General features: G+C 65.2%; 21 protein-coding genes. 6 read left to right on the forward strand and 15 right to left on the reverse strand.

Annotation, left to right across the window (positions count from 1 at the left end):
• Positions 1-6: 6 nt before the first annotated feature.
• From M2331_RS07575 to M2331_RS07585, 3 genes are read right to left on the reverse strand one after another with little or no spacing between them, the layout of a single operon-like run.
• Positions 7-936 carry a tyrosine recombinase gene (locus tag M2331_RS07575; RefSeq protein ID WP_181559712.1) on the reverse strand — a complete coding sequence of 310 codons (930 nt, stop codon included), beginning with the start codon at positions 934-936 and terminating at the stop codon, positions 7-9.
• Positions 936-2,741, reverse strand: coding sequence for a hypothetical protein (locus M2331_RS07580; RefSeq protein ID WP_181561419.1), 1,806 nt, complete (start codon positions 2,739-2,741; stop codon positions 936-938). The genes M2331_RS07575 and M2331_RS07580 overlap by 1 nt, the downstream gene beginning before the upstream one ends.
• A 42-nt stretch (positions 2,742-2,783) precedes the next feature.
• Positions 2,784-2,975 carry a hypothetical protein gene (locus M2331_RS07585; RefSeq protein ID WP_181559713.1) on the reverse strand — a complete coding sequence of 64 codons (192 nt, stop codon included), beginning with the start codon at positions 2,973-2,975 and terminating at the stop codon, positions 2,784-2,786.
• Positions 2,976-3,071: 96 nt separating this feature from the next.
• Here M2331_RS07585 and M2331_RS07590 point away from each other — a divergent pair, with 96 nt between their 5' ends.
• The gene (locus tag M2331_RS07590; protein ID WP_181559714.1) at positions 3,072-3,626 is read left to right on the forward strand and encodes a shikimate kinase; all 555 of its coding nucleotides are present in this window, start codon (positions 3,072-3,074) and stop codon (positions 3,624-3,626) included.
• On the forward strand, positions 3,623-4,720 hold the full coding sequence (aroB, locus tag M2331_RS07595) for a 3-dehydroquinate synthase (RefSeq protein WP_181559715.1): 1,098 nt from the start codon (positions 3,623-3,625) through the stop codon (positions 4,718-4,720). Before M2331_RS07590 ends, aroB begins: the two co-directional genes overlap by 4 nt.
• 15 nt (positions 4,721-4,735) lie before the next feature.
• On the opposite strand, the gene M2331_RS07600 is transcribed toward aroB, so the two are convergent.
• From M2331_RS07600 to M2331_RS07620, 5 genes are read right to left on the reverse strand one after another with little or no spacing between them, the layout of a single operon-like run.
• The gene (locus M2331_RS07600) at positions 4,736-5,071 is read right to left on the reverse strand and encodes a DUF423 domain-containing protein (RefSeq protein WP_181559716.1); all 336 of its coding nucleotides are present in this window, start codon (positions 5,069-5,071) and stop codon (positions 4,736-4,738) included.
• Positions 5,068-5,517 (reverse strand): iron-sulfur cluster assembly scaffold protein, encoded by a 450-nt coding sequence (locus M2331_RS07605; RefSeq protein WP_181559717.1) that lies wholly within the window; start codon positions 5,515-5,517, stop codon positions 5,068-5,070. Before M2331_RS07605 ends, M2331_RS07600 begins: the two co-directional genes overlap by 4 nt.
• Positions 5,518-5,529: 12 nt before the next feature.
• Positions 5,530-6,105, reverse strand: a complete 576-nt coding sequence (locus tag M2331_RS07610) for a CvpA family protein (RefSeq protein ID WP_181559718.1) — start codon at positions 6,103-6,105, stop codon at positions 5,530-5,532.
• Between the two features lie 9 nt (positions 6,106-6,114).
• Complete coding sequence (radA, locus tag M2331_RS07615) at positions 6,115-7,482, reverse strand: DNA repair protein RadA (RefSeq protein ID WP_181559719.1); 1,368 nt, start codon at positions 7,480-7,482, stop codon at positions 6,115-6,117.
• A gap of 42 nt (positions 7,483-7,524) precedes the next feature.
• A complete protein-coding gene (locus M2331_RS07620) occupies positions 7,525-7,977 on the reverse strand; it encodes a host attachment family protein (protein ID WP_264592327.1) in 453 nt (150 codons plus the stop codon).
• A gap of 104 nt (positions 7,978-8,081) precedes the next feature.
• Here M2331_RS07620 and M2331_RS07625 point away from each other — a divergent pair, with 104 nt between their 5' ends.
• Together M2331_RS07625 and M2331_RS07630 are read left to right on the forward strand one after the other, a co-directional pair.
• Positions 8,082-8,786 (forward strand): endonuclease/exonuclease/phosphatase family protein, encoded by a 705-nt coding sequence (locus M2331_RS07625; RefSeq protein ID WP_181559721.1) that lies wholly within the window; start codon positions 8,082-8,084, stop codon positions 8,784-8,786.
• Positions 8,787-8,845: 59 nt separating this feature from the next.
• A complete protein-coding gene (locus M2331_RS07630) occupies positions 8,846-11,215 on the forward strand; it encodes a patatin-like protein (RefSeq protein ID WP_181561420.1) in 2,370 nt (789 codons plus the stop codon).
• Here M2331_RS07630 and M2331_RS07635 read toward each other — a convergent pair.
• From M2331_RS07635 to M2331_RS07655, 5 genes are all read right to left on the reverse strand, one after another.
• Positions 11,212-12,480: an SAM-dependent methyltransferase gene (locus M2331_RS07635; protein WP_181559722.1), complete on the reverse strand. Its 1,269-nt coding sequence runs from the start codon at positions 12,478-12,480 to the stop codon at positions 11,212-11,214. The genes M2331_RS07630 and M2331_RS07635 overlap by 4 nt on opposite strands.
• 46 nt (positions 12,481-12,526) lie before the next feature.
• Positions 12,527-13,903 carry a cryptochrome/photolyase family protein gene (locus tag M2331_RS07640; protein WP_181559723.1) on the reverse strand — a complete coding sequence of 459 codons (1,377 nt, stop codon included), beginning with the start codon at positions 13,901-13,903 and terminating at the stop codon, positions 12,527-12,529.
• A 4-nt stretch (positions 13,904-13,907) separates the two neighbouring features.
• On the reverse strand, positions 13,908-14,861 hold the full coding sequence (locus tag M2331_RS07645) for a metal-dependent hydrolase (protein ID WP_181559724.1): 954 nt from the start codon (positions 14,859-14,861) through the stop codon (positions 13,908-13,910).
• Positions 14,862-14,999: 138 nt separating this feature from the next.
• Entirely contained in the window at positions 15,000-16,400 is a 1,401-nt protein-coding gene (ahcY, locus tag M2331_RS07650; protein WP_181559725.1) for an adenosylhomocysteinase, read from the reverse strand.
• A 154-nt stretch (positions 16,401-16,554) separates the two neighbouring features.
• Entirely contained in the window at positions 16,555-17,127 is a 573-nt protein-coding gene (locus M2331_RS07655) for a YqgE/AlgH family protein (RefSeq protein ID WP_181559726.1), read from the reverse strand.
• Between the two features lie 209 nt (positions 17,128-17,336).
• Here M2331_RS07655 and M2331_RS07660 point away from each other — a divergent pair, with 209 nt between their 5' ends.
• Both M2331_RS07660 and M2331_RS07665 read left to right on the forward strand, forming a co-directional pair.
• Positions 17,337-17,819 (forward strand): peroxiredoxin, encoded by a 483-nt coding sequence (locus tag M2331_RS07660; protein ID WP_181559727.1) that lies wholly within the window; start codon positions 17,337-17,339, stop codon positions 17,817-17,819.
• Between the two features lie 90 nt (positions 17,820-17,909).
• Complete coding sequence (locus tag M2331_RS07665) at positions 17,910-19,358, forward strand: AMP nucleosidase (protein WP_181559728.1); 1,449 nt, start codon at positions 17,910-17,912, stop codon at positions 19,356-19,358.
• 15 nt (positions 19,359-19,373) lie between these two features.
• On the opposite strand, the gene M2331_RS07670 is transcribed toward M2331_RS07665, so the two are convergent.
• Together M2331_RS07670 and M2331_RS07675 are read right to left on the reverse strand one after the other, a co-directional pair.
• Positions 19,374-20,207: a GGDEF domain-containing protein gene (locus M2331_RS07670; protein WP_181559729.1), complete on the reverse strand. Its 834-nt coding sequence runs from the start codon at positions 20,205-20,207 to the stop codon at positions 19,374-19,376.
• Between the two features lie 184 nt (positions 20,208-20,391).
• Entirely contained in the window at positions 20,392-22,281 is a 1,890-nt protein-coding gene (locus M2331_RS07675; RefSeq protein ID WP_181559730.1) for a M2 family metallopeptidase, read from the reverse strand.
• Positions 22,282-22,338: the final 57 nt, after the last annotated feature.

Here is a 22,338-nt window from a genome sequence, read left to right on the forward strand (position 1 = left end):
CGCGCGCTATACGCCGCGTCGCTTGAGGTCAACGAGCGGATGGCGTGCGTTAACGAGGGCGACCAGTCGCGCGGCGTCGACATGGGTGTAAATCTGCGTCGTGGCGATGTCGGCATGGCCCAGCATCGCCTGCAATGCGCGCAGGTCTGCACCCCCTTCCAGCAGATGGGTCGCGAAGGCATGACGCAAGACATGCGGGCTGACCCGCGCTGGATCGATCCCGGCCTCGGCGGCCAAAGCGCGCACCAGCTGGAAGAGGCGCACGCGGCTCAAATAGGATTTGCCTGATGGGAAGAGCCAGGCACTGTCCTCCGGCACATGCGCCCGCCAAGCGGCCACGGCCGCGCGCGCCCGGTCGGAGATCGGCACGAGCCGCTCGCGCCCGCCCTTACCCCTCAGGATGAGAAAGGGGCGATCGGTCGCCATGGCCTTGGCGGGCAACGAAACCAGTTCGGTCGCACGCAGCCCGGAACCGTAGAGCAACTCGATCAGCGCCGCGAGCCGCAGGTCAAGCGGATTGACCGGCACGCGCGCAATCCGTTCGGCGATCACCGCAAAAATCGCATCGACATCCTGATGAGACAGTATTTTGGGGAGCGGACGCTGCAGGCTGGGCCTTGCCAGAGTCGCGGCCGGATTGTCAGCCCGGACCGCCTCCGCCTCCAGAAAAGCGAAGAAACCTCGTAGCGCCGAAAGTTTGCGCGCGACCGTCGATGTCGCGAGATCCCGCCATGATGCAGCCAGCGAGGTGAGCCGGGTAGCGTCCGCATCTGCCAACCCCTGGCAGCGCGCCGCGGCGTCTTCGAGATCGGTTCGATAGGCGAGCAATGTGTTGCGCGAGGCGCCGCGCTCGGCCGCCATCATGGTAAGATAGCGGCTGATCAGCGTGGCATCGCGCAAACCGATGATCGACTCGCGCTCGTCCGCACCGGCCATCAGAGCCGGGCCATCGCCTCGGCGCCGATCATTCGCGCATAAGCCTCAAGACCGACAGCGTTCAGGCTCGATACGATGTAATAAAGCTGCTCGGGCGTCATGTTGCGCCAGTTGAGGCTCTGCATCCCGACGCCCGCCAGCAGCGCTACCGTGCCCTGTTCCCGACGTGCTGCCGCCGCAACGATTGCCCGGACCCATGGACGCCGCGAAGACAGGTTGACCCCGGCATCCTGCAAAAGCTGCGCCCGCTCGCCAGCAGGCAGACGATTGAGCCCGCCCAGCACGGCGACGAGACTATGACCACGCAACTTGTCTTCTGCCTCATCGGCGTCGACAAAAGCGGCGATACGATTTGCGGACAGGTCTACCGCCGCATTGGGCAGGCCGGTCGCCAACAGGGCCCAGCTGCGCTGCTGCGCATCGCCATCCAGCCCCTCGATCACGCTGCGCCAGCGCGCGGCACTCCGATCATAGCCGCCTGCGAGCATGGCAGCGATCAGCCAGGGCGTATCCTCGCCTGCTTCGGCGTAGACCGGCAGCGCCGCCGCCGCGCGCGCGACAGCGGGCAACGCGCCATAGTAAACGCCACCCGGCCCGGCACTCCAGCCACCTGACGGCTGGGCCTGCCAGAAATCGCGCATCGCGGAAATTCGCGTGCCAGTATCGCCCGAGCCATAGGCCGTCCGCAACCAGTCGACGCGATCATTCGCGGTAGCCTCGGCGGACTCGTCCTCGGCCAAGGCAGCGAAGAAGCCCAATGTTGCGGCGCCTGAGAAAACGCCCAGCTGTGAGGCGACTCCTACGCCGGCCAAACGATCCATCGGCGACAGATTGGCCGCGCGAGCCTGCCAGGCGAGCACCTGCGGCCCGGCTGTCTGGAACAGCGCTGGCGGAATGGCGACATTGGTTGCCGTGGCCAGACCATAGCGCCATGTCGTAAGCTGGCTCACGCCATCCCACTCGATCTTCACCGAGCGGCGGCTGTTCGGCCCGGCGCCGACCACCTTTTCGGCAAGCCGGTAATCGATGCCCCGGGCGATGCCGCGCCGCTGCGCCTGGCTGAGCAACGCGCTCGCCGTGCCCTGATCTGCCGAGAACGACGCGCAGATGGCCTGCGCCATGAACCAGCCCGGCTCGTCGCTCATATCCCGCGCGCGTGGCAGCAGCGGGCAGAAGCCGGCGGGATCAGCGGTAGCAAGTTGCACCTGCATCGCCACGGAATAGAGCCGGCGGCTATACTGATCGGCATCGACCTGCTGAATCAGCAGGCGCGCATTATCCGCCTCGCCCATGCGCAGCAGCAGCCATGCGCGCTCGGCGGCCCAGTCCGCGCCACCGATGTCCGTGGGCGTGGTGACCTGAGAGAGCAACGCCCGGCGCATCAAGATGCTCGCCCAGCGGGACATGACCGGCGCGCGCATCGTGCGCATCACGCCGGCCAGGGCCTGCCCATTGCGTTGCCCGAAGGCACTCTCGCCAAGGCCACCCTGTGCCACCTTGAGGGGACCGATCCGGTCGAGAGACCGGCGTGCGGACGGCGGCAGATCGTATTTCTCGGCGATTTCGTCGGCTGCCGTCTCGTTCACCGCCTCGTCGGCCGCCATGGCATTGGCGGCGCGGTCGACGACGGCGCCGGGCGGCAGCAGCGGCGTGGGCGCGGGTGCGGCCGGCCGCGCGGGCTGGGGTGTCGCCGGCTGCGGCCCGCTGGGCGACGGTGTCGGCGCGGCATCGCCAAATCCGGGCGGCAGCAGCGATGCAGGGCCGCTCTGCGCCAGCACGGGAATGCTGAGCGCCAGCGCGCTCATCCCCGCCAGCAAGCCAATCTGTCTGCCTCGCACTGCCCTGCCCTAACCGGCAAGTTGCTCGGCGGAAACCGGCAGCTCGATCTCGGTGACGGGTCGTTCAGCGCCATTCCACCAGGACAGCACGAGGAGCAGCACGATGACGACCAACAGAATGACGCCGATCAGCGACAGCGGATTGCGCGGACGGCGTGAGCGATAGGACTGTTGATAAGGGTCGCGGCGGCTGAGTTTCATGATGGGGGATCGGGCCTTACCGTTGCAGTGACATATGCCTGATGGCGTTCGAACGCCGTTGCCTCAGACGTTGGCGGCTGTATAGCCGCGCAGATCATGGGGCGAAACGATAAATATCGCGAAGAGGCCATCGCAGGGTCATCCGCAGGACCATCCATCGTCCTGGTGGGCCTGATGGGCGTGGGAAAGTCCACCATCGGCCGTCGCCTCGCAGCCCGGCTCAACCTGCCCTTTGTCGATGCCGACGACGAGATCGAGCGGGCGGCCGGGATGACCATTCAGGAAATCTTCGACACCTATGGCGAGCCGGCCTTTCGCGATGGCGAACGGCGCGTGATTGCGCGGCTGATCGACGGCGTGCCCAAGGTTGTCGCCACCGGTGGCGGCGCTTTCGTCAATGACGAGACGCGGGCGCTGATCTTGGCGCACGCCACGGCCGTCTGGCTGGATGCCGATATCGACATTCTCGTTGACCGTGTTTCCCGGCGCGATGGCCGCCCCCTGCTCAAGGGCCGTGAGCCGCGCGAAGTGCTCAAGAGCCTCGCTGCGGCGCGCACGCCCTTTTATCAGCAAGCCCCCATCCACATCAAAAGCTCGGACTCGCCGCATGAGGCGACCATCGACAAGATCGTGAAAGCGCTCAACCCATGACCACCGTCCCCGTTTCCCTTGGCGAGCGCAGCTATGATGTCCGCATCGAAGCCGGGCTGATGGAGCGCGCGGGCGAGGCGCTGGCGCCTTTTGCCAGCAGCCGATCCTTTCTGGTCGTGACGGACACGCATGTTGCGACGGCCCAATGGCCGCGCCTTGCGGCCGCACTGGAGCGGGCTGGACTGTCGGCCGAGCTGGTGACGCTTCCGGCGGGCGAATCCACCAAGAGTTGGCAGCATCTCGAAGCCCTGACCGACCGGATGATCGCCCATGGCATCGAACGGCGGGACCATGTGATTGCATTGGGCGGCGGGGTGATCGGCGATCTGGTCGGCTTCGCGGCATCCATCGTCAAGCGGGGCTGCAACTTCGTGCAGATCCCGACCACTTTGCTCTCCCAGGTGGATAGTTCGGTCGGCGGCAAGACCGCGATCAATAGCCGGGCAGGCAAGAACCTGCTGGGCGCCTTCCATCAGCCCACACTGGTGCTGATCGACCCGGACACGCTCGACACGCTCGGCCCGCGCGAAGTGCGCGCCGGCTACGCCGAGGTGGTGAAATATGGCCTGATCGACGATGCCGAGTTCTTCGCATGGTGCGAGGCGAACGGCACGGCGCTGATGGCTGGCGATCCGGATGCCCGCGCCCATGCCATTGCCCGCAGCGTCGCCGCCAAGGCCGCCATCGTCGCCGAGGATGAGCGCGAGACCAGCGGCCGCCGGGCATTGCTCAACCTTGGCCACACGTTCGGCCATGCGCTGGAGGCGGAAACCGGCTTTTCGGATCGACTGCTGCATGGCGAGGGCGTCGCGGCGGGCATGGCCCTAGCCTTTGGATACTCCGTGCGGCGCGGCGAATGCCCGCCCGAGGATGCAGAGCGGGTCGTTGCACATCTGCGCGCCGTCGGCCTGCCGGCGTCGCTGGCGGATGCGGGCGTGTCCGCGTCCGGCGCGCGGCTCGTCGAGCATATGCTGCATGACAAGAAGATGAGCAGCGGTACCCTGCCTTTCCTGCTGGCCCGTGGCATCGGCAAGACCTATCTCGCCAAGGATGTCGATCTGGCGGACGTCGCCGCCTATCTCGACGGCGCCTGAAACAGGCAGATCGCCTCAGTCAGCGCGCGCGAGTTGCCAGGCCAACCAGAGCCATCCCAGGATCATCACCAGGCCGCCAATCGGCGTGATTGCGCCGAGCCAGCGCGGGGCACCCAGTGCCATGGCGTAGAGCGTCGCCGCGAACAGCGCGCTGCCGCTCAGCAATGCCCATGAAGGACCATTGCTAACCGGCAGGCGCAAAATGGCGAGCACGGCTACGGCATGGACAAGCTGATAGACGCCCCCGGTCCGTAACCACTCCGCCGCCTGCGGGCTGCTGGCAGCATGAGCGCCGAACGCAGACGCACCAATGGACAAGGCGGCGCTCAGCGCGGCCAGTATGCCGATCATGACGACGTCTTCCCGTGCGCATCCCCTTGCGCGCGAGCGAGGGCGGCGGCCGTCGCCTCGAATGCCAGTCGCATCGAGGGGTGCCGGGCGGGATAATCGCGACCGGCTGCGAGCAAGGCGAGATCCGGCCAGTCCGGCAGGGCATCCTGCTCCCCGGCCAGATAGCCCCGCCATGCCTCGCTCACCGACTCGATGGTTGCGCGATCAGCGCCGATAGCTTGCGCGGCGAGAATCGCAGAGGCCGCCTGTCCCAGCGCGCAAGCCTTGGCATCGACCCCGAAGGCGGTGATGCGGCCGGCCTCATCCACCCGCAAGCTGACCGAGACACGACTGCCGCAGGTCGGCGAGCGCCGCTCTTCAACGAAATCAGCCTGATCGAGCGGCGGATAGGCCGAAATGCCGGCAGCGCGACGCAGCACATCCATGCTGTAGAGCGCGCTGCTCATGCGCCGGTGCCTTCACTGCGCGGCATTGCTGTCCTCACCACTCGCGTTGCTACTCTCAGCGCCATCATCCTCAAGAATGCCGAGCAGGCCGCCGCGCCGGCTGTTCTCCGCCATCCAACCACTCATCGCCGCGCCGCTCGCGCTCAGGAGCGGATAGGAACGGGACAGTCGCATCCAGTCCGGCCGATTGGTCTGCACGCCGTAGATGGCATCATAACCGATCGTGAACAGCACGAAGGCGATGGTCGCCACCAGCAGGCCCTTGATGGCGCCGAAGCCAAGGCCCAGCGTCCGGTCGAACAGGCCGAGCAGCGAAGTCTTGGTCTTGTCGCCGATCCAGCGCGCCAGCAGCGTGCCCAGCATGAAGACGACGCCGAACACCGCGACGAATGCCAGCAGCGCCGCGACATACTCCGCCCCCACAATGGTATCGAGCAGAGCCGTGAATGGCGCGTGGAACAGACGCACCGCGACGATGGCGCCGATCAGCGCCGCAAGCGATAGCGATTCGGTCACGAAACCGCGCAGGAAGCCCCGCACGGCCAAGCCACCGATGAGCAGAAGAACGGCAAAATCCAGCACGGTCATGCCGGCTGGCTAGTCCCGCCCAAGCAGATGGTCAACAAGATCGCCGAGCCGGCGGAATCCGGTCGTCGAAATGCCGCTGGCTTGCGCCGCGCTGGATGCCGGCAACAAGGCACGCCCGAAGCCGAGCTTGGCGGCTTCCCGCAGGCGCAGCGCACTATGGGCGACCGGGCGCAACTCGCCGGACAGCGCGATTTCCCCGAGCATCACCGCGTCATGCGGCACGGGTTTTTCGGAAAGCGCCGAGATCAGGGCAGCAGCGACGGCAAGGTCGGCGGCAGGGTCCTGCAAGCGGTAACCGCCAGCGACATTGAGATAGACCTCGCAAGTCGCAAAGCTCAAGCCGCAGCGGGCTTCGAGCACGGCCAGCACCATGGCCAGCCGGCCGCTGTCCCACCCGACCACGGCCCGGCGCGGGGTCGCGCCGCTGGCCAGCCGCACCGTCAGCGCCTGCACTTCGACCAACACCGGCCGCGTACCTTCAAGCGCGGGGAAGACGGCCGTGCCCGCCACGCGCTCCTCACGGTCGGTCAGAAATAGCGCCGAGGGGTTGCCGACTTCCTGCAGTCCCTCCTCGACCATTGCGAACACGCCGATCTCGTCCGTGCCGCCGAAGCGATTCTTGATCGCGCGAAGGATACGATACTGGTGGCTGCGCTCGCCCTCAAAGCTGAGCACGGTATCCACCATATGCTCCAGCACGCGCGGCCCGGCGATGGTGCCATCCTTGGTGACGTGGCCAACCAGAATGAGCGCCGTTCCACCCCGCTTAGCAAAGCGAATCAACTCCTGAGCGCTCGCCCGCACCTGACTGACCGTGCCCGGCGCGCCTTCGATCAGGTCGCTGTGCATGGTCTGGATCGAATCGATGATGAGCAGATCGGGCTCTTCCCGCTGCCCCAAGGTCGTCAGAATATCCCGCACCGACGTAGCGCTGGCGAGATGCACCGGCGCATCGCCCAGCCCCAGCCGCCGCGCGCGCAGCCTGACCTGATCGGCAGCTTCCTCGCCACTCACATAAACGACGCGACGCCCCGCTTTGGCCATCCGCGCCGCAGCTTGAAGCAGCAGGGTGGACTTGCCGATTCCCGGATCGCCGCCGATCAGATTGGCGGACCCCGCCACCAGTCCCCCGCCAACTGCACGATCGAACTCTGGCAGGCCGGTGGTCATCCGCTCGGGCAGTGCGATATCCGCATCGAGCCCAATCAAATTGATCGCCTGTCCGCCGGCCTGCAGATCGTGCTTGGCCGAGAACGCCGTGGGCGGCGCTTCCTCGATCAAACTGTTCCATTCTCCGCAGTCATCGCACTGCCCTTGCCAGCGGGACGCCACCGCCCCGCAGGCCTGGCACACATATCGACGTTTCACTTTCGCCATGCGCCCTCTTATCAGAACGAAGAGGGAACGCCAGAGGCGAGATCAGCTCTTCATGAGGATCTGTTCGATCTCGTCGACAGGATGGCTGGTGAGCGTCTTGCCGATTTCGCCGGCGAGCCGATCCTTGAGCGTCTTGTGATAATGGCGGCGCATCTCGCCCAGAGTGATCGGTGCCGCGACGATGACGACCTGGTCGAACGAGCCCTCCATGGCGCGCTTGTTGAGCAGCGCAACCGCATCCGCCGCAAACCGATCTTCCGCCTGCTGCTTGAAGTCGGTTTCTTCCATCGCGCTGCGATCCTGGCTGTTGGGTGCCGAAGCGAAGCTGCGCCCGGGCCGATCGGTCGAAAGATCCTGATCCTGCTCGGATTTCTGCTCCACCGCCTCTTCGACCTGAAGGTTGAGAAACTCCTCGTCGCCAGCATTACGGAACAGCAGCATCTTGCTGCCATCGACCACCATCACGAGCGCGTCATGAGCAACTTTCATCATCATCCTCCAAGATTGCGATATAAGTTGAATGGCTGAGCTGGCGCGGAGTTGCCTTTTTCTTGGCCATGGGGTTGCCTTGCGCCCGATAAGGCCAAATCTACGGCGCAATGATCAAGGTCGCTTCCTACAACATCCGCAAAGCCGTCGGCACCGATCGGCGCCGCATGCCAGAGCGCATCATCGATGTGCTGAACGAGCTGGATGCCGATGTGATTGCCCTGCAGGAAGCCGACCGCCGCTTCGGCATCCGTCATGCAGTGCTGCCGGATCGCCTGCTGGAGATGCATTCGGATTATCGCGCCATTGAACTGCCGACGCGAGTCGAAAGCATGGGCTGGCACGGCAACGCGCTCCTTGTCCGGCGCGACCAGAGCCATGCCGATGCCAGCGTGATCCATCTCCCCTGCCTGGAGCCGCGCGGCGCTGTGATGGCCTGTATCGAGATCAAGGGCATCCGCTTGCGGACGGTCGGGATGCACCTCGACCTCTCCGGCCTCTGGCGGCGCCGGCAGGCTGCGGCGGTCCAGCATCATGTCGATATGGTGGATGTCCAGCATCCCGCCGATGCGACCATCCTGATGGGCGATACGAACGAGTGGACCGCCAATCGCGGGTGCCTGCAGGATTTCTCGCGCCACTATGACATCGCACCATGCGGCCGCAGTTTCCACGCCCGCCGCCAGATTGCGGAACTCGACCGGATCATGTGGCGGGGCGGCCTGACGCTGACCGACAGCGGCGTCCATTCCTCCGTGCTGGCCCGGCGCGCGTCCGATCATCTGCCGGTCTGGGCCACGTTCGACCTCCGCTGATTTGCGGATAATCCGTGCAACGGCTCGACAAGCCGGCCGTAGCGCGCCAATCTGCGCTCATGCGGGAGAAGGAACTGAGGCTGGCGCTGGTCTGCTATGGTGGAGTCAGCCTCGCCGTCTACATGCACGGGGTCACCAAGGAGATCTGGCATCTGGCGCAGGCCAGCCGGGATTTCCGCAGCGGTCGGCCGGGCAATCTCGTTTACCAGCGCATTCTGGAGACCTGCCTTGCGGAGACCGGCCTGCGAGTGCGGATTCTACCAGACATCATCGCCGGGGCCAGCGCGGGCGGCATTAACGGCGTGTATCTGGCGCAGGCCATAGAGAGCGGTCAGTCGCTCGACCCGCTGACCGAACTGTGGCTGCGCTGCGCCGATGTCGACATCCTGCTCGACCCTGATGCGCGCCCGCTCTCGCGCTTCACCAAATTCTGGGCCGCACCGCTGCTCTGGCTGCTGCTGCGCCGCCGCAATGACACGGTGTCCCGCACCGTGGCGCCGGAAACGCGCTCGGAGGTGCGGCGCAAACTCTCCAACTTCATCCGGGCGCGCTGGTTCGCGCCTCCCTTCGGCGGCAAGGGGTTTACCGAGCTGCTGCTCAACGCCTTCGATGCGATGGAAAAAGCGCGCGAGACAGAGCCGGAGAAGAGCGGAGGATCGCTGCTGCCCCGTGGGCATCCGCTGGACCTGTTCGTCACCGCCACGGATTTTACCGGCCATGAGGAACGGCTGCGCCTCAATAGCCCGCCGGAAATCAGCGAGACCGAGCACCGGCTTACGATTGGCTTCCATGCCCGGGGCGGGCAACCGCGCACACTCGCCGACCCTGCCGAACTCGCGTTTGCCGCCCGCGCGACGGCCAGCTTTCCGGGGGCCTTTCCGCCGTTCACGGCTCGGGAAATGGACAAGGTGCTGGCCGACCGCGACCGCGCCTGGCCCGGTCGCGATGCGTTTTTGCGCCGCGTACTGCCCGGTCACAGCGCCACCGGCGATGCGGAGGATGCCGTGCTGATCGACGGATCGGTGCTGGCCAATGCGCCCTTTGCGCAGGCAATCGATGCGCTCAAAAATCGCCCGGCGCGGCGGACGGTCGACCGGCGCTTTGTGTTCATCGAGCCGACGCCCAGCGCGCCCGGCTTTCGCCTCACCTCCCCTTCCCACCACGCCCAGAATGGTGAGCGCCCTGTCCCCGGCTTCTTCCGCACGATCTTCGGCGCGGTCAGCGATATTCCACGCGAACAGCCGATCCGAGACAATCTGGAGGCGATTGGCGCCCGCTCCAGCCGCATTCACCGGATGCTGGAAATCACTGAGCGCTTGCGGCCGGACATCGAGCGGACCGTGGACCAGACCGTCGGCCTCAGCCTACTGCTCAGCCGGCCCTCGCCGCGCCGTCTGGCGCATCTGCGCGCGAGGCTGCAGCAAAAGGCCTCGCGGGCGGCGGGCTTTGCCTATCCCGCTTATGGCTATCTCAAATATGCCGGCATCATCGATGAACTGGCCGATCTGCTCAGCCAACTGCGCGATGGCTCTCGCGCGGCCACACGCGAAAGCCTGCGGGAGCGCCTGCCTGCGCAGCTTCATGCGGCGGGCGTGGACCAGATGGACCCGGGATCAGGCGACGGCGCAAGCGCGGCGCTCATTCTGTTCTATCGCAATCACGACATCGCGTTCCGCATCCGCCGGCTGCGCTTCCTTGCCCGGCGCCTCGTCCAGCTCCGTGAGCAGACGGTGGAAGGCGAGAGCGAGGAGGATGAGGGGAACGGCGCCGCCCTCTCCGCCATGCAGGATATGCTCTACGAGGCCATCGGCCTTTATGCCGAACGTCAAACGCCCGCATGGTTTGGCGCGGGCACACGCGAAGCCCTGCGGCCGCATGGCGATGACCTGATGGCGTCCCTTGCGATCATCGCGGAAGCGCGGGGCTTGCGGGATCTGGACCAGCAGATCGACGCGCGTTTTGCGGCCGCTTGTGTGGCGCTCCCGGCCGAGGACCGGCGCACCTTGCTCAAGGCCTATCTCGGCTTCCCATATTACGACATCGCGACCTTTCCGCTGCTGCAGGGAGAAGGTCTGGACGAGTACGACCCCATCAAGGTGGATCGGATATCTCCCGAAGATGCCGTGGCGATCCGCAAGGGCGGCGCGCCGGCGACGCTGCGTGGCATCGAATTCAACTGCTTCGGGGCGTTCTTCAGCCGTGCCTATCGCGAGAATGACTATCTATGGGGCCGCCTGCACGGTGCCGACCGGCTGATCGACATTCTGCTTTCTACCATGCCGCCGGATATCGCCGCCGATGACACGCGGAAGGCGGCCTGGAAGCGCGCGGCGTTCGAAGCGATTCTAGATGAAGAAGAGCCCCGACTGACTCTGATCCCGGGCCAGATCGCAACGATCCGCGCCGAGATCGCGCAGATCGTCGCCTAGCGCTTAATCAGCGTTACTTGCGATACGTCGATGCTCCGCCCTGCGAAACCGCCTTCGCAATACATGAGATAGTAGCGCCACATGTCCACGAACCGCGCATCGAACCGGGCCGGCAGACGCCCTGCGTCTACCACCGCGTCAAAGCGCGCGCGCCACTGTCGCAGTGTCCACGCATAATCGAGGCCGAAGCGAGTCTGGTCTGCCCATTCCAGCCCTTCGCGCTGCGCAAGATCGCGAAAGCGCCGCTCGGCGATCAGGCAACCGCCGGGGAAGATGTAGCGCTGGATGAAGTCGGCCCGCGCGGCATAGGCCGGGAAAATCTCGTCGTCGATGCTGATATACTGGATGGCCGCGCGCCCGCCGGGCTTGAGCAGCCGGGCAATGCACGCGAGGTAAGTCGACCAATAGCGCTCCCCGACAGCCTCGACCATTTCCACGCTGGCAATCGCATCGAACGGGCCGGCACAGTCGCGATAATCCTGCAGCAGGACCTGAGCCCGGTCCTGCGCGCCCAATCCATCGATCCGGCCCCGGACGATCTGCTGCTGCTCAGTGGAGAGCGTAAGACCGGTATAGCCGATATCGGCCCGCGCCAACGCACGCTCGGCCAGTCCGCCCCAGCCACACCCAATTTCAAGCAGTTGCTGACCATTTTTAAGATCGAGCCTCGTCAGAAGCTCGTCGATCTTGCGAATCTGCGCGGCTTCCAGCGTCTCACGCGGATGCGCCGGGCGCGCGCTGGAGTAGGTCAGCGTCTCGTCCAGCCACAGCCGGTAGAAATCATTGCCGAGATCATAATGCTCGGCAATGTTGCGCCGCGCGCCGCGCCGGCTGTTATGCCGCCGCGCCAGCTTCCAGCGGCCCATCAGGCTCGGCAGGCCAGTCGAGCGCGCGGACTTCCCCAGCGAACGGGCATTGGCGCCGAACAGGGCGAACAGCGCAACCGGATCGGGGCTCGACCAGTCGCCATCCGCCCAGGCGCGATACCAGCCGGTTGAGCCGGAGGCCGCCAGCCGGATCAAGGCCCGCCAGTTGGCAAGGTGCACGATCGCCGAAAAGCCCTGCTTGCGCCCGCCGAGCAAGCGCACCGATCCATCCGGCAGATGCAGTTCGAGCGACCCGCGCATCAGGCCCCGGTCGACCCGGACGAGCATCGGCTCGAACAGCCGGGTCGGCAAAGCCCGCCAGAAACGCCCACCCACCTGCGCGCCGGCCCGGCGCATCATGGCGCGCTGGCGGCTGGCTTTGGGATTGTGAATGGTCATGCGCCCATATGAGCGCATTCCTCCCGCAAAGACAACCGGGCCGCGCTCAGCCTTTCACCCGGGCATAAGCGGCGAGCGCCCGCTCTCGTGCGGCGCGATGTTCGATCAGTTTAGCCGGATATTGTGCTGGCCTAACACCCGCGGACTCGGGATCGTGGATCGCGGCATCCTTCATATGCGCCAGCTCTGGCACCCAGCGCCGAATATAGCCTGCCGCGTCGAACTTCTCGGACTGGGAGAGCGGCGCCATGATCCGCACGAACATGTTGGAATCGATCCCGGTGCCCGCGACCCACTGCCAGTTGACGGCATTGTTGCCATAATCGGCATCGACCAGCGTATCCCAGAACCAGCGCTCCCCTTCGCGCCAGTCGATGAGCAGATGCTTGATGAGGAAGCTCGCCGCGATCATCCGCACCCGGTTGTGCATCCATCCGGTCTGCCAGAGCTGGCGCATCCCCGCATCGACGATCGGGTAGCCGGTGCGACCCTCCTGCCAGGCCTTGAGGTCGTCCCGCGCCTCATGGCCCGAGCGCCAGGGAAAGCCATCGAACTGCGCCCGACCGTTGCGGCTGCCATAATCGCTCATCTGCGCGATCACATTCTGGGCATAATCGCGCCAGCCCAGTTCGCGCAGATAAACCTCGCTGGCGCCATCCTCACGGTCGAGCGCGTGCCACAGCGTCGCCGGTGAAATCTCGCCGAAATGCAGATGCGGCGACAGGCGCGAGGAGCCCTCTACGGAGGGCAGATTGCGGCCTTCGTCATAGTCACCGACATGGTCAATAAAGGCATCCAGCCGATCGTGGGCGCCTGCCTCGCCAGGTGACCAGTCATGTGCGAACCCGCCCGCCCAATTAGGCGAAGTCGGCAGCAACGCCCAGTCTTCGAGTTGATCGCTCACCGGCCATTTGGGGGGAGCAGGAACGGTATCAGGCGCCGGCACGGGCCGACCCGGCGGCATCACCTCCCGCAGCGCGCGCCAGAAGGGCGTGAAGATCTTGTAGGGACCGCCGCTGCCCGTGGTCAGGGCGCCCGGCGGCATGAGGTAATTGCCATCATGCAATATCAGTTCGTGAGAGCGCGCAACCGCCTTCTCTGCCTGGCGCCACCAGGGCTCATAATGATGCAAGGCATGGATGCGGGTGGCGCCGGTCTCCGTGGCCAACGCGGCGAGAACCGCCTCGGCCTTGCCCCGGCGCAGGATCAGCCGCGAACCGCGAGCGCGAAGGGCGGCGTCAAGGCTCTCGAGACTATGATGCAGCCACCAGCGCGATGCGCCGCCCATGGCCCGGTGCCGCGCCGTCTCATCATCGAGAATATAGACCGGGATCACCGGCCCGTCCGCACACGCCTGCGTGAGCGCGGCCTGATCGGTCAGGCGCAGATCCCGCCGGAACCATAAAATGCTCGCTACCGACATCCCTCTACCGCAATGCTTGGGCAGGCACCTGCACGGAAAAGCTCGCGCTGGCGCCGCGCCCCGCAAAGCGCTGGTCGGAAATCAGGAGATCGCCATTCTCCGCCCGCTGCGCGACCGGCATCCGCGACCAGAACAGGAAAGCCCGCGCATCCCCATCGCGCTGCCGCGCCCGCTCGACGCCGGGATCGTCCATCCCGGTCGGCATCCCTTCCGCTGCGCCTGCATCGGCTTCAAGCCCGGTGGCGAGGTTGTAGGGAAAGCCGCCGAAGCGCCCGTCCCCGCGCCAAAGCATTTCGCGCGACCAGGGTGCGAACGGACGCGGATTGGCGACCACCAGGTCCGGCTCGCGGCCTTGGGCGCGCAGCCATGCGGCGGCTTTCGCCTCCGCCGAGCCGGTGATCAGTTCGTTGACGAAGATATAGGCGCAGGCGGCCGTCGCGATGATCCGCGCGCGCTGCATCATCGGGGCAGGCCCGGTGCGCTCGCCGCGCCGTGCCCAGAGATAGCCGCCGATCAGCAGCGCCCAAAACCAGATATCGATGATGAACAGCGTATCGCCATGGAACCACTGATCGCTGAACGGCGAGAGCAATCTGATGCCATAGCTGTTGAGCCAGTCGAAGGCGGGGTGGCTGAGCGTCCCGATCTGCGCGACGACCCACAGCCAGACTATGTTCACCGGCGGCCGCGTCTCTGGCCGTGTCCCACGCTTCGCCTGCCAGCGGTCGAACGCGACCATGATTGCGGTGAGGATCAATGGCAGCACGATCATCGCGATCGGCCCGTGCGTCAGCCCACGCCGCAGTGCCAGGGCCTCGGTTCCCAGCAGCGTGCAGGTCGCATCGATATCCGGGATGTTCGCCGCGATGATAATCGTCGGCATGGCAAGGCCGGAGGTGCGCTTGAGCCCGATCTGGCCCAGCACGGCGCCCACCATGCTGTGTGTGAGATTATCCATGCCCCCTGTCTTCACGACCCCACCGCTGCAGGTCAAGTTGCCCGAGAGGGCGGGAACGGATCAGGGGCGCGGCCGGGATCACGAAAAAAGGCGCGGACTTAGCCCGCGCCTTCTCACGTCTTCTCAGCCTTATGCGGCTTAGTAGCGGTAGTGATCCGGCTTGAACGGACCCTCGGGCGTCACGCCGATGTAAGCGGCCTGCTTGTCGGTCAGCTTGGAGAGCTTCACGCCCAGCTTCTCGAGGTGGAGCGCTGCGACCTTTTCGTCGAGATGCTTGGGCAGAACATAGACCTCGTTCTTATAGGCATCGCTCTTGGTCCACAGCTCGATCTGCGCCAGCACCTGGTTGGTGAAGCTGGAGGACATGACGAAGCTCGGGTGGCCGGTCGCGCAGCCCAGATTCACCAGACGGCCCTTGGCGAGCATGATGATCTTCTTGCCATCGGGGAACTCGACCTCGTCGACCTGCGGCTTGATCTCGGTCCACTTCATGTTGCTGAGCGCCGCGATCTGGATCTCGCTGTCGAAGTGGCCGATGTTGCAGACGATGGCCATGTTCTTCATCGCGCGCATGTGGTCGAGCGTGATGATGTCCTCATTGCCCGTCGCCGTCACGAAGATGTCGGCGCGGGTCGCCGCCTCTTCCATGGTCACGACTTCGTAGCCTTCCATCGCCGCCTGCAGGGCGCAGATCGGGTCGATCTCGGTCACCAGCACGCGGGCGCCGCCATTGCGGAGCGAGGCCGCCGAGCCCTTGCCGACATCGCCGAAGCCGGCGACGCAGGCGACCTTGCCGGCCAGCATCACGTCCGTGGCGCGGCGGATGGCATCGACCAGCGACTCCTTGCAGCCATAGAGATTGTCGAACTTGGACTTGGTGACGCTATCGTTCACGTTGATCGCCGGGAAGGGCAGCTTGCCCTTCTTGGCCAGCTCATAGAGCCGGTGAACGCCGGTGGTCGTCTCTTCGGATACGCCCTTGATCGCCGCGACAGTCTTGGTGAGATAGCCGGGACGCTCCGCGAGGAAGCGCTTGAGGGTTGCGACGAAGATCGTCTCTTCCTCGTTGGACGGTGCGAACAGCTCTTCACCGGCCTCGACACGCGCGCCCCAGAGCGCGAACATCGTCGCGTCGCCGCCATCGTCCAGGATCATGTTGCAGGTCGTGTCCTGACCCCAATCGAAGATCTTGATGACATAGTCCCAATATTCCTCGAGCGTCTCGCCCTTGATGGCGAACACGGGGATGCCCCGCTCGGCGATCGCGGCGGCGGCATGGTCCTGGGTCGAGAAGATGTTGCAGGTGGCCCAGCGCAACTCTGCGCCCAGCTCAGCCAGCGTCTCGATGAGCACGGCGGTCTGGATCGTCATGTGCAGCGAGCCGGTGATCCGCGCGCCCTTGAGCGGCTTGGATGCGCCGAATTCCTCGCGCAGCGCCATCAGGCCCGGCATTTCGGTCTCGGCGATCTCGATCTCCTTGCGGCCGAAGCCAGCGAGGGAGATGTCCTTTACGATATAGTCCTGGGCCACGGTCGCCACTGATGATTCTCCTGATTGCCTGAGCCGGGGCCGCTACGCACGCCACCGGCAACACCGCGGCGCCTTACCAAGGCTGTCGCCCCGTCGCAAATATAAAGATATCTTTATGTGATTGGGGTCGGGCGAGAGGGATGAAGGAAGCCAGCCTGCCGCGTCAGGCGTGCCCCATATTGCCGGTCAGCATCGCGGGATCGATGCCTTCGAGCGAAAACGCACCGGCCCAGCGGTTCTCTGGCGCCATCGAGAATAGCCGATAGGGTTGCGCCTTGCTGAGATACCAGCCCGGCGCGGCCAGCTCCGTTTCCAGCTGTCCCGCGCTCCACCCGGCATAGCCCAAGGCGACCAGCCACCGCGCCGGCCCGCCGCCCGAAGCAACGGCATGCAACACCTCCATCGATCCGGTGAGCGCAATCTCGTCATCAATGGGGTGGCTGTCCGCTGTCATCCAGTCCCGACTGTGCAGCACAAAGCCGCGGCGCGGCTCGACAGGGCCGCCTTGCAACACAGGCTCGTCGCCCACCGACTGCGCGTCGATGCTTAACGAGCCAAGCAGAGCGTGCAGTCCCATGCCCTCCATCGGCTCGTGCAGCGCGATGCCCAGGGCGCCGCCCTCGTCATGCACGCACAGGAGAATGACTGCGCGCTCGAACCGCGCGTCCGGCATATCCGGCATGGCCAGCAACAATTTGCCGGCGAGGGAGAGTCTCGGTTGCGCGGGCGCGCTCATGCGATGGGCCTCCTGATCGCGACCATGCCTTGTTGAGGAGCATGCGTCCACCCCGCAGGCGGTTGACCCGTCCGGCTGAGCGGCCATCGTACCGCAGAGCCGCCCGGCCCCGCACAGCATCGACCTTGACAGGCGCAAGCCGAACACCGACTTGCTCGCTGCGCGCTGGTTCACCAGCCGAGCCCTTTCCCCCAGAACAGGAGACACCGATGACGATCAAAGTTGGCGACACGCTGCCCGAAACAACCTTCGTCAAGATGACCGAAAACGGCCCAGAACCGGTTGACAGCAAGAATTATTTTGCTGGCCGCAAGGTCGCGCTCTTCTCCGTTCCGGGCGCCTTCACGCCCACCTGCTCGGCCAAGCACCTGCCGGGCTATATCGAGAAGGAAAGCGACCTCAAGGCCAAGGGCGTCGACGAGATCGCCTGCACCGCCGTCAACGATCCGTTCGTCATGGGCGCGTGGGGCAAGGCCTCGTCGGCTGACGGCAAGGTGACGATGCTGGCAGACGGCAATGGCAGCTTCGCCGAAGCCGTCGGCCTCACCATGGACGGCAGCAAGTTCGGCCTCGGCACGCGCGGCCAGCGTTTCTCGATGCTGGTCAATGATGGCGTGGTCGAGCAGCTCCATGTCGAAGCGCCGGGCGAATTCCGCGTCTCCAGCGCAGATTTCATGCTCGAGCAGCTCTAAGACCATTGCGAGCGGGGCGGCGGCACAGGTCGCTGCTGCCCCGCCCCCCGCCCCTCTTCCGCCTGTCATACAGGCCAGCTATGAAGGGGCATGAACCAAGCTTCCAGCACCCACATCGTCGAAGCGCTGATCGCCGGCTATGAAACCGCGACCGCCAATCTGCGCGAGGCCATTTTCGCTTATGCCAAGGATGGCACCGTGCCTTCCGCCCGCTCGGTGGCGGACCGGGATTTCTGCTATCCATCGCTGATCATCGACTATCATCAGACCAATGACGGCGTGCCGAGCCGCCGCTCGTTCGCGCGCCTCTCTCGCCCCGGCCATTATGTGACGACGATCACCCGGCCGCAGATGTTCGCGCGCTATCTGACCGAACAGCTCGATCTGCTGATGGCCGATTATGAGGTGGAAGTCAGCGTGGGTCGGAGCGATCAGGCGATCCCGTTCCCCTATGTGCTGGATTCGCTGCCCGCCGGCACACTTGCCGCAATTCCGCCCAGCGAGCTGGCGCGTCATTTCCCCTCGACGGAGCTGGCGCAGATCGGTGATGAGGTGGCAGACGGGCTGCTGTTGCCCGGCCCATCAGGCGAGCGACCGCTGGCGCTGTTCGATGCGCTGCGCACGGATTTCAGTCTGGCGCGTCTGCGGCATTATACCGGCACGCCGCCCGAGCACGTCCAGCGCTACATTCTGTTCACCAACTATCACCGCTATGTCGATGAATTCGTTCGCTGGGGCTGCACCGAACTCAAGCGACCGGGCACGCGCTTCACAGCGCTTTCGGGCGCGGGGGGAGTCGAGGTCACCGCCGACACCGCCAATCCGGAAAGCGCGATCGCTGACAGCGCCTGGCGGCGTCACCAGATGCCGGCCTATCATCTGATCGCTCCTGACGGCACGGGGATCACGCTGGTCAACATCGGCGTCGGCCCCGCCAACGCGAAGACCATCTGCGATCATCTCGCCGTGTTGCGGCCCGAGGCATGGCTGATGATCGGCCACTGTGGCGGCCTGCGTCCGAGTCAGCGGATCGGCGATTATGTGCTGGCCCATGCCTATCTGCGCGACGACCATGTGCTCGATGAAATGCTGCCGCCGGAAATTCCGGTGCCCGCCATTGCCGAGGTGCAGGTGGCGATGGCCGAGGCGTGCGAGCATATTCTGGGCGCCAGCGGCGACATGAAGCGCCGCCTGCGCACCGGCACCATCGTGACGACGGACGACCGCAACTGGGAGCTGCGCTACTCGCGTTCGGCCCTGCGCTTCTCCCTATCCCGCGCGGTCGGGGTGGATATGGAGAGCGCGACCATCGCTGCCCAAGGATATCGCTTCCGGGTGCCCTATGGCACGTTGCTGTGCGTCTCCGACAAGCCGATCCATGGCGAACTCAAGCTGCCGGGCCAGGCCAATCGCTTCTACGAGGAAGCCATAGCGGGCCACCTCGCCATCGGCATCGAGACCTGCGAACGCCTGCGCCAGCAGGGCGACCGCCTGCACAGCCGCAAGCTGCGCGCGTTCAACGAGCCGCCGTTTCGCTGACGGCGCGAAGGGACGTCAGGCCGGGCTCTCCTCCGCCAGCCGGCCGGCGACGCAAAGCCGATCGCGGCCCCCGCGCTTGGCCTCATACAGCGCATCGTCCGCCCGGCGCAGGAATGTCGTGCGCCCCTCCGCCTCCGCCAGCGTGGCCGCGCCGATGCTGGCGGTGACCGCCAGCGTGTCGCCATTGGGCAGATCGATGCTGTGGTCGCGCAACTGCCGCAGCAGCCGGTGCCCCAGCCGCGCCGCATCTTCCAGGCTGCTGTCCGGGGTGATGACGACGAACTCTTCGCCACCATAGCGCACCACGATGTCATTCAGGCGCACCTGGCTCTGGATCAACGAACTGACATGCCGCAGCACCTGATCCCCCACCAGATGCCCATAGAAATCATTGACGCCTTTGAAATGGTCGAGATCGATCATCAGCGTGGAAAGGGGGAGGCCCGAGCGGCGGGAGCGGCTGATCTCTTCGTCCAGCCTTGTGTCGAGATAGCGCCGGTTGAACGTGCCGGTGAGCGGATCGCGCACCACGTCGCGCTCCAGTATGGCGATGCGCACGAGATCCTGCGTGGTCAGCGCGGAGAGCCGGGCCACGGCGAGCACGAAGAACCCGCCCGCCAGCAGAATCAGACTGCCAAGCAAATCCGTTGGCTCCGACACCGTGGCAAAGCGGGTGCTGCCGTACACGGCATAGGCCATGATGAAGCCGACGACCAACCAGCGAAGGCGATTCCAGCGGCGGTACAAATCGCCACCTTTGAGGGCCTTGAGGATCGAATGGATCGAGGGAAGGGACGATGCGAGCAAGCCAATGCCGGCCGAGACGATTAACAGGAGAAGCCAGACCATATGCCCACCAGACCATCTAACATGCTGTCAAATAGCATGTTTATCTAAGCATTGCGCGCATTCCCTGCTGCGTTAACCATCATTCGCACGTCCACTCGCCTCGCCCGCGCCTAGCGCATCAGCGGACTATCAAAGCTTCGGTGTAAGGACGGGGCAGAGCGGCTCGCCCTGCCCCGCTGGCGGCTCACCAGCCGCAGCTCTTTCCCTTGTTCTGCCGGTCAAGCCAGGTCTTCAGCGGCGAGAAATAGGCGGCCAGCGCCTTGCCGCTCATCTCGCGCGAGCCGGTGAAGGTCTCCAGCGCATCCGGCCACGGGCGGGAGGCGCCCATTTCCAGCATAGCGTTCAGCTTTTCACCAACGGCCTTGTTGCCGTAGAAGGAACAGCGGTGGAGCGGCCCCTTCCAGCCCGATTGCTTGCAGGCAGCCTCATAGAATTGGAACTGCAGCAGCCGCGCCAGGAAGTAGCGGGTGTAGGGCACGCTCGCCGGAATGTGATATTTCGCGCCGGCGTCGAACGCGTCATCCGGACGGTCCGTTGGCGGAACGATGCCCTGATATTGCAGCCGCATGGCATTCCACGCCTTGTTGTAGTCCGCCGGCTGGATGGAGCCGTCGAACACGCCCCAGCGCCAGCGATCGATCAGCAGGCCGAAGGGCAAGAAGGCGATCTTGTCCATCGCCTGCCGCAGCAGCAGGCCGATGTCCTTGTCCGTGCCCGGCACCTTGGACGGATCGAGCAGGCCGATGTCGACCAGATATTGCGGCGTGATCGACAGCGCGATGGTGTCGCCAATGGCCTCGTGGAAGCCGTCATTGGCGCCGTTCAGATAGAGGAAGCTCTTGTCCTTGTAGGCGCGCTGATAATAATTGTGCCCCAGCTCATGGTGGATGGTGACGAAGTCACCGCTGTCCACCTTGGTGCACATCTTGATGCGGATATCGTCCGTGTTGTCGATATCCCAGGCCGAAGCGTGGCAGACCACTTCCCGGTCGAGCGGCTTGATGAACTGGGTGCGCGTCCAGAAGGTTTCCGGCAGCGGGTCGAAGCCGAGCGAGGAGAAGAAGCCCTCGCCGAACTTGAACATCTGCGTTTCCCACTTGCCCCGCTTGGCGGGGTCGGCCTCGGTCGGGCTGGTTTCCACATAGCCCTTGGCTTTGAGCAGCGCGCCGATGTCATAGCCCAGATCGCCGGCCCCGGCCGGCGCGACCAGCGGGTAGATATTACCCCATTCCTGCGCCCACATGTTGCCGAGCAGATCGGCGCGGATCGGCCCGGTCTTGGGCTGGACCGCGTCGCCATATTTGGCGTTCAGCTTGTCCCGCACATAGCAGTGCAGCGAATCGTAGAGCGGTTTCACATCCTGCCAGAGCTTCTCGGTCAGCTTGGCGAAGTCGTCCGGCGGCATATCGTAATTGGAGCGCCACATCGCGCCTGCATCCGCAAAGCCCAGCTCCTTGGCGCCTTCATTGGCGATGGTTACCAGCCGCTCGAACTCGCCGCGCATCGGTTTGCCGACATTGTCGTGCCAGCTCGTCCACATCTCCCGATATTCGTTCGGCGTGTGGTCGAGATTGCCCATCTCCGCTTCGATATCGCTGCCGTTGATCGGCTTGCCGTCCAGCGTGCCGCGGCCCTTGCCATAATCGGACTGCAGCTTGGTCGCGATGGCGTTCAGCTCGGCGGCAGCGCCGGACGTGGTCGGCGCCGGCAGCACGATGCCTGCCCGCAAGATGTCGAGCTTGCGCTTTGTATCGTAGGAGAGGCCCGGCACCTTCTCGAACTTGGCGGCCTCCAGCGCATAGCGGACCGACATCTCGGTGCCCTTGGCGCCGACGCGGGCGGCAAGCGCATCGGTATCCTCGGTCAGATAGGTCGCGTTGACCCAATAGACCTGATTGGCCTCCAGCGAATAATCGAAGAATTCCTTCTCCGCCTGCGCCACGAGCGCATCGGCCTGAGCCGCCGTGGGCGCGGCCTGCGCCGGAGCCGAATCGGCCTGGGCCAAAGCCGGCACGCCGCAAACGGCCAATGAGAGCGCTGCCGCTACGGCAAGGCGCGAAACGGGATTGAGCATGATTGGTGTCCCTGAACCTGTGGATTGCGGCCAAGCTGGCCTGTCAGGGCTAGGTTC

This window comes from Sphingobium sp. B10D7B (genome assembly GCF_025961955.1).
Classification (GTDB): Bacteria; Pseudomonadota; Alphaproteobacteria; order Sphingomonadales; family Sphingomonadaceae; genus Sphingobium.

Excerpts from the sequence above, each read along its gene's own strand:
- aroB (WP_181559715.1), top strand. The coding sequence starts at position 3,623 with ATGACCACCGTCCCCGTTTCCCTTGGCGAGCGCAGCTATGATGTCCGC.
- radA (WP_181559719.1), bottom strand. The coding sequence starts at position 7,482 with ATGGCGAAAGTGAAACGTCGATATGTGTGCCAGGCCTGCGGGGCGGTG.
- M2331_RS07640 (WP_181559723.1), bottom strand. The coding sequence starts at position 13,903 with ATGTCGGTAGCGAGCATTTTATGGTTCCGGCGGGATCTGCGCCTGACC.
- M2331_RS07580 (WP_181561419.1), bottom strand. The coding sequence starts at position 2,741 with ATGAGCGCGCTGGCGCTCAGCATTCCCGTGCTGGCGCAGAGCGGCCCT.
- M2331_RS07675 (WP_181559730.1), bottom strand. The coding sequence starts at position 22,281 with ATGCTCAATCCCGTTTCGCGCCTTGCCGTAGCGGCAGCGCTCTCATTG.
- M2331_RS07585 (WP_181559713.1), bottom strand. The coding sequence starts at position 2,975 with ATGAAACTCAGCCGCCGCGACCCTTATCAACAGTCCTATCGCTCACGC.
- M2331_RS07630 (WP_181561420.1), top strand. The coding sequence starts at position 8,846 with ATGCGGGAGAAGGAACTGAGGCTGGCGCTGGTCTGCTATGGTGGAGTC.
- M2331_RS07655 (WP_181559726.1), bottom strand. The coding sequence starts at position 17,127 with ATGAGCGCGCCCGCGCAACCGAGACTCTCCCTCGCCGGCAAATTGTTG.
- M2331_RS07575 (WP_181559712.1), bottom strand. The coding sequence starts at position 936 with ATGGCCGGTGCGGACGAGCGCGAGTCGATCATCGGTTTGCGCGATGCC.
- M2331_RS07605 (WP_181559717.1), bottom strand. The coding sequence starts at position 5,517 with ATGAGCAGCGCGCTCTACAGCATGGATGTGCTGCGTCGCGCTGCCGGC.
- M2331_RS07610 (WP_181559718.1), bottom strand. The coding sequence starts at position 6,105 with ATGACCGTGCTGGATTTTGCCGTTCTTCTGCTCATCGGTGGCTTGGCC.
- M2331_RS07635 (WP_181559722.1), bottom strand. The coding sequence starts at position 12,480 with ATGACCATTCACAATCCCAAAGCCAGCCGCCAGCGCGCCATGATGCGC.
- M2331_RS07665 (WP_181559728.1), top strand. The coding sequence starts at position 17,910 with ATGAACCAAGCTTCCAGCACCCACATCGTCGAAGCGCTGATCGCCGGC.
- M2331_RS07590 (WP_181559714.1), top strand. The coding sequence starts at position 3,072 with ATGGGGCGAAACGATAAATATCGCGAAGAGGCCATCGCAGGGTCATCC.
- M2331_RS07660 (WP_181559727.1), top strand. The coding sequence starts at position 17,337 with ATGACGATCAAAGTTGGCGACACGCTGCCCGAAACAACCTTCGTCAAG.
- M2331_RS07670 (WP_181559729.1), bottom strand. The coding sequence starts at position 20,207 with ATGGTCTGGCTTCTCCTGTTAATCGTCTCGGCCGGCATTGGCTTGCTC.
- M2331_RS07625 (WP_181559721.1), top strand. The coding sequence starts at position 8,082 with ATGATCAAGGTCGCTTCCTACAACATCCGCAAAGCCGTCGGCACCGAT.
- M2331_RS07620 (WP_264592327.1), bottom strand. The coding sequence starts at position 7,977 with ATGATGATGAAAGTTGCTCATGACGCGCTCGTGATGGTGGTCGATGGC.
- M2331_RS07600 (WP_181559716.1), bottom strand. The coding sequence starts at position 5,071 with ATGATCGGCATACTGGCCGCGCTGAGCGCCGCCTTGTCCATTGGTGCG.
- M2331_RS07645 (WP_181559724.1), bottom strand. The coding sequence starts at position 14,861 with ATGGATAATCTCACACACAGCATGGTGGGCGCCGTGCTGGGCCAGATC.